4 protein-coding genes are annotated in these 6,505 nt (G+C 69.0%); all 4 read right to left on the reverse strand.

Going from position 1 to position 6,505, the window contains the following annotated elements; all coding sequences use genetic code 11:
• Positions 1 to 27 precede the first annotated feature (27 nt).
• Positions 28 to 594 carry a hypothetical protein gene (locus tag ABS52_16195; GenBank protein ODT01862.1) on the reverse strand — a complete coding sequence of 189 codons (567 nt, stop codon included), beginning with the start codon at positions 592 to 594 and terminating at the stop codon, positions 28 to 30.
• A 2-nt stretch (positions 595 to 596) separates the two neighbouring features.
• On the reverse strand, positions 597 to 791 hold the full coding sequence (locus ABS52_16200; protein ID ODT01863.1) for a hypothetical protein: 195 nt from the start codon (positions 789 to 791) through the stop codon (positions 597 to 599).
• Positions 788 to 3,049: a cytochrome C oxidase Cbb3 gene (locus tag ABS52_16205; GenBank protein ID ODT01864.1), complete on the reverse strand. Its 2,262-nt coding sequence runs from the start codon at positions 3,047 to 3,049 to the stop codon at positions 788 to 790. The genes ABS52_16200 and ABS52_16205 overlap by 4 nt, the downstream gene beginning before the upstream one ends.
• A gap of 230 nt (positions 3,050 to 3,279) precedes the next feature.
• On the reverse strand, positions 3,280 to 6,165 hold the full coding sequence (locus ABS52_16210; protein ODT01865.1) for a hypothetical protein: 2,886 nt from the start codon (positions 6,163 to 6,165) through the stop codon (positions 3,280 to 3,282).
• Between the last annotated feature and the right edge of the window lie 340 nt (positions 6,166 to 6,505).

Consider the following 6,505-nt stretch of genomic DNA (forward strand, 5'->3'; position numbering starts at 1 on the left):
GCGCCTTGGGCGCGAGGGCTGGGCTGCTCACTGCGAAACCGGCTGTCCCTCAGGGGCCTTCGGGTTGGGCGGGTTGCTCCCCTTGAGCGACGCGACGTATGCGGTGACCGCGTTCACCTGGTCGGGCTTGAGGAGCTTTCCCCAGTTTGGCATCCCCTTGGCCAGGACGCCGTCGGCGATGGTTTTCCGGATATCGGGAAGCGTGCCGCCGTGAATCCAGAAGTCGTCGGTGAGGTTGGGGCCGATCATCCCCCCGCCGTCGGGACGGTGGCACGACGCGCAGTTCGTGGCGAAGACCTGCTTCCCCGTGGCGATCGCCGCCGGGTCGGCGACGAGGGCCGCCAGCTGCTCGGGCGTCGCCCCGCCCGCGTCCTGCGGGTGCGCGGCGCGCCACGCGGCCATGTCGGCCTCGTAGTTGGCGATCCGTCCCTTACCCACCCCGATTCCCGGGACGACGTTGAAGGCGTAGAGGATGGCGAAGACGATCGTGGCCCAGAACAGGTAGACCCACCACCGCGGGAGCGGATTGTCGTACTCCTGGATCCCGTCGTAGGTGTGCTCGATGAGGTGCGATTCGGTCGAATGGTCGGCCATGGTCACTTTCCGCGCTCGCGCGGCTCCTGGGGGGTCTCGTCGTCCAGCGGCATCCGGGACGCCTTGTCGTACCTCGCCTTGTTGCGCGGCGAGAAGATGCGCCACACGATGAGCACGAAGGCGAAGAGGAAGAGGATGAGCGAGACCTGGGCGTAGCCATCGAGATTGGCCCCGCTCATCAGCTCGGTGAGGCTCATGGTTGCCCGCCGGTGGGTGCCGACGCTCCGGTGACAGGCTTGGTGGCGACGGCCCCGGTCCCCTGGATGTCCTTGCCCAGGCGCTGCATGTACGCGATGAGGGCGGTCACTTCCTTCGTCTCGAACCCGTCGCCGCCACCGGTCGCGGCCAGGTCGGCCGCGATCGTCCTGGCCTGGGCGCGCGCCATCTCGGGGGCCGCGTTGACGGCGTCACCGTAGGGCACGCCCAGCATCGCCATGGCGTCGACCCGACGCTGGATCGAGGCGAAGTCGAGGTCGTCGGTGATGACGTGCGAGTACGCCGGCATGATGGACTTGGCGTTGACTTCGCGCGGATTCTGGAAGTGGCGCAGGTGCCAGAGGTTGCTCTTCATCCCGCCCTCACGGGCCAGGTCGGGACCGATGCGGCGCGACCCCCACAGGAACGGATGCTCGTACACCGACTCGCCGGGCTTGGAATACTCGCCGTAGCGTTCGGTCTCGAAGCGCAGGGGGCGGATCATCTGCGAGTGGCAGTTGACGCACCCCTCGCGAATGTAGATGTCGCGCCCCGCGAGCTCGAGCGGCGTGTACGGCTTGACCGAGGCGATGGTCGGGACGTTGCTCTTGATGAGGAAGGTCGGGAGGATCTCGAAGAGCGAGGCGACCACGACCGCCACCGTCGTGAGGACGGTAAAGAGGATCGGGGCGCGCTCCCACGACCGGTGGAAGGTGAGGTTGACGAAGCGCCCCCAGGCCGTGGCCGGGACGTCCACCCCGGGGCGCAGCGGTTCGGGTGTGTACGCCTTGGCCAGCGCGGGGGCCTGGATGACCGGGACGGCGTAGGCCGCCGGGCGCCTGGCCCACGTCTTGAGGACGTTGTAGGCGAAGATGATGACGCCCGTCAGGTAGAGCGTCCCGCCCACCACGCGCACCCAATACATCGGGATCAGCCGGGCGACGGTCTCGACGAAGTCGGGGTACTGCAGGCGCCCGGTCTCGTCGAAGGCGCGCCACATCAGCCCCTGCGTGACGCCGGCGGAGTAGATCGAGACGAGGTACAGCACGATGCCGACGGTCCCGATCCAGAAGTGGGTGTTCATCAGCTTCTTGCTGTACAGCTCCGTCTGGAACAGGCGCGGGGCGAGCCAGTAGATCATCCCGAACGTCAGGAAGCCGTTCCAGGTGAGGGCCCCGGAGTGCACGTGGGCGATGGTCCAGTCGGTGTAGTGCGACAGCGAGTTGACCGCCTTCACGGAGAGCATCGGCCCCTCGAAGGTCGACATCCCGTAGCCGGTGAGGGCGATGACGAGGAACTTGAGGATCGGATCGTCGGCGACCTTGTGCCACCCGCCGCGCAACGTAAGGAGGCCGTTGATCATGCCGCCCCAGCTCGGCGCCCAGAGCATGACCGAGAAGACCATGCCTAACGTGGAGGCCCACTCGGGAAGGGCGGTGTAGTGCAGGTGGTGGGGCCCGGCCCAGATGTACATGAAGACCAGGGTCCAGAAGTGCAGGATCGACAGCCGGTAGCTGAACACCGGCCCCTCGGCCGCCTTGGGCATGAAGTAGTACATCAGCCCGAGGAACGGCGTGGTGAGGAAGAAGGCCACGGCGTTGTGGCCGTACCACCACTGCATCAGCGCATCCTGCACGCCCGGGTACAGGCTGTAGCTCTTGAAGAGTCCCGCCGGGACCGAGAGGTTGTTGAAGATGTGCAGGAGGGCGACGGTGATGATCGAGCCCAGGTAGAACCAGATCGCCACGTACAGGTGGCGCTCCCGGCGCTTGAGCATCGTCCCCACGAAGTTGACGGCGAAAATGACCCAGACGACCGCGATCGCGATGTCGATGGGCCACTCGAGCTCGGCGTACTCCTTGGCCTGCGTGAAGCCGAGCGGCAGGGTGATGGCGGCCGCGACGATGATCAGCTGCCACCCCCAGAAGTGCGCGGCGCTCAACCCGTCGGAGTACATCCGCGCCTTGAGCAGCCGTTGCGTGGAGTAGTAGACGCCGGTGAAGATCGCGTTGCCGGCGAAGGCGAAGATCACGGCGTTCGTGTGCAGCGGACGCAACCGCCCGAACGTGAGCCACGGGGCGACGTTCCACTCGGGATACGCCAGCTGGATGGCGACGATGAGGCCGATGAGCATCCCGACGAAGCCCCACAGGATCGTCGCGAACAGGAACTTGCGTACGATGGCGTCATCGTAGCTGAACGACTCGAGCCTGGCGGCCGCGGCGGCCGGTCCGGCAGGGGCGCTCCGGGATTCGCTCATGCGCTGCACCTGGAAGAGGGCGGGGTGTTGGGGAAATACATAACCGCGTCCGCATATAGTGGTATCATGCGGACCGCCGACGTGCCCGCCAATCTCTCGCCCACGCACCCATACTGTCGTCGGGGGGTGGCTGGAGCCGGGTCGGGTATATCCTGACACGCCCGGCCCCCCCGCCGCCAGAGGGGTGGCGCGTCCCGCGCGAGGCGCCCCGCGCAGCTTCGGCGGCGGTGTTACGGCGTGGGCGACTCGGGGAGGAGGACGAAGCGCGCGTAGCTGGCGGGATCCAGGAATTGGCGCGCCGCCGCCTGCAACTGCGCGGCGGTCAGTCCCCGGATGAAGGCCTCGTACCGCAGCAGCCCCCGGGGATCCTCCTCGTTCTCCAGGCGCGCGGCGATGTTCGCCAGCCAGTAGCCGTTCTCGCGCCGGTCCACCTCGAGCGTGCGCTGCTGCTGCTCGCGCACCTTCTGGACGTCCCCCTCCGCGATGTGCCCGGCCTTCGTGGAATCGATGACGGCGACGATGCTCCGGAACAGCGAGTCGGCGCGGCCGGGGGCCGAGCCGAACTGGATCGTCACGGAGTATTCCGGGTGCGGGAGGCGGGTGGCCTGGCCCCCGACACTCACCGAGTACGTCCCGCCTAACGCCTCGCGCAGGTTCTCCAGCAGGCGCATCTCGAGGTAGTCGGACAGGGCCCGCAGCGCATAGCGCGTCTCGGGCGAGAACGTCGTCGCGCCATGATAGATCACGAGCGTCGACGCCTTGGGCTCGACTCCCTTGTGCACGACCTTGTCGATGACCCCGGACGGCGGACGGATCCCGACGTCGCGCCACCCCTCCCGCCGGTGCGTCGAGGGGAGGGTGGCGAGCCACTGCTCCGCCAGGGGGCGCAGCTGCTGGGGGGTGAAGCTCCCCACGAAGACGAAGGTGAAGTCGCTCGCGTCGCCGAAGCGGTCGCGATAGATGTCGTACGCGCGGTCCAGGTCGGCCTGGTCGAGGAGCGCCTGGGTGAAGGGCCGCGCGCGCGGGTGCCCCTGGGCCATCGTGACCAGCACGCTGTCGGCGAAGACCGCCTCGGGTGAATTGGAGCGATTGGCGAGGAACGGGGTCACCTGCGCCTTGAACGCGGCGAAGGCGCCGGAGTCACGCCGTGGCGCGGCAAAGCGAAGGTAGGTGAGCTGGAAGAGCGTCTCGAGATCCTTGGTCGAGCCGCCGCCGGCGATCCCCTGGCTCAACGCGTCGATGTACGCGTTGGCCCGCGCCTGCTTCCCCACCAGCTTCTTGGACAGCTCGGTGGCGTTGAATGCGCCGAGCCCGCCGCGCTCCACCACGGTGGTGGCGAGCACCGCCGAGGCGTAGTCGGCATCGCTGACCAGGCTCGACCCGCCCGGGCTCCAGCCGCGCATCATCACCTCGTCTGCCTTGAAGTCGGTGGGCTTCATGATCACGCGCACCCCATTCGACAGGGTCCACTGCGTGACGCCGAGGTCGGCGACGGTGCTCTCGGCGACGACGCGCCCCGGGGGCGGGACATCGGCAACGAGGGGAGCGTCGGAGACGACCTCGGTGTACGGAGTGACGGTTGCGCTGTCGGCGTCGCGGAAGGCCGCGAGCACCGCCGGCTCGTCGGGGACGGTGGCGCTGTCGCGGGCGGGGGCCGAGATGGCGACCACCCGGTTGCGATCGGTGATCCAGCGGCGCCCGAGGGCATTGACCTCGTCCACGGTCACCGTCGGGAGCAGCCGCTGCACCTGCCGGTACTCCCACTCGATGCCGGGCGAGGGCTCGCCGGTGAGGAAGGTGCCGACGTACTCCTCCACGTAGCTGGCCGACTCGGTCTTCTCACGCTCGGCGAAGGCCCGCTCGTAGGAGCGGAGGACCGCGGTCGTGGCGCGCTGCAGCTCCGCCGGGAGGAAACCGTGCTGGTCCACCCGCCGCGCCTCGCGCAGGATCGCCTCGAGGGCGGGGACGATCCCCCCCACCTTGGCCGAGGCCTGCAGCTGGTAGACGTCGGTGGCGCGGACGAAGCTCCCGAAGGCGGAGCCGGCAAAGGCGAACGGCGCGTCGGGGCGACGCGCGATCTCGGCCAGGCGCTGGTTCAGCATGTAGTTGTAGAGCTGCCCGACCAGGGATCGCCGGTAGTCGTCCACGGTGCGCACCAGGGCGGGCGGGTGCTTGTAGAGGACCGTGACCGATCCGGCCTGCTCCTCGGGATCGGTGGCGATGGTGACGAGCGCGGAGTCGTTAGGCGGGACGGCAATGGTGGGGCGGGGGCGCTCGCGGGCCGGCCCGGCGAGGCGGCCGAAGTGCTGGCGCACGAGTCGCTCCAGCCGCGCCGGGTCGACGTCGCCCACGGCCACCACCGCCATGTTGTCCGGCCGGTACCAGTCACGATAGAAGCGCTTCAGCGGCCCTGGCGTGGCGTTGCGGATCACCTCGGGGAGGCCGATCGGGAGGCGCTCGGCGTACTTCGACCCCCGAAAGATCACCGGAAACTGCTTGTCGCGAATGCGGGTGTCGGCCCCGAGCCCGCTGCGCCACTCCTCCAGCACGACGCCTCGCTCGTTCACGACCTCGGTGGAGTCGAAGAGGGCGCCGTGCGCCCAGTCCTCGAGGATGTCGAAGGACTTCTCCAGGAGGCCGGGCTTGTCGGTGGGGACCGGGAGGATGTAGACGGTCTCGTCGAAGCCGGTGTAGGCGTTGAGGTCGGCGCCGAACTTCACGCCGATCGACTCCAGGTACGAGACGATGTCGTTCTTGCGGAAGCGCCGCGTCCCGTTGAAGAGCATGTGCTCGGTGAAGTGGGCGAGGCCGCGCTGGTCGTCATCCTCCAGCACCGACCCGGCGTTGACCACCAGGCGCAACTCGACGCGCTGCGCCGGGCGCGCGTTCCGCCGCAGGTAGTAGCGCATCCCGTTAGGCAGGCGGCCGGCGCGCACCGCCGGGTCGGATGGGATGGGCGCCGACGCGTCCGTCCGGGGCGCCACGCCGCGCGCGCCGGCGGGGCGGCGCACCCCCTGCGCCCCGGCCTCCCGGACCACGGCGGGGGCGAGGAGCAGGGTGCCCGCGGCAATGCCGGCAAGGAGCGTCGCCGTGCGGAGGAGGGGAGGGGTCGACATGGTGGGCGGGGAAATCGGGCGGAATCGGGAACGATGCCGGACGTGGCCGGCCTGGCTTCGACGCTTCGTAGCTTCGGTGATACCCGCGCGCGCGCCGTGCGGGACGACGTGGCGCCACCAACGAAGCTACGCCGCTGGCGCGGGATGCGGCACACCTCCCGCGTTGCGTTGCGGAGCGCTCGCGGGTCATGCCAGCTTTCCTCCCCATGCGCACTCGCGTCCTCATCGCCCTGTCGATGTTCCTCACCCTCGTCCCGGTGACCCTCCTGGTCCCGGGGCTGCACGAGCTCGTCGTCACCGCCCATGGCGGGACCACGGGTGACGCGCACGCCTTCATGAC

This window comes from Gemmatimonadetes bacterium SCN 70-22, from assembly GCA_001724275.1.
Taxonomy (GTDB): Bacteria; Gemmatimonadota; Gemmatimonadetes; order Gemmatimonadales; family Gemmatimonadaceae; genus SCN-70-22.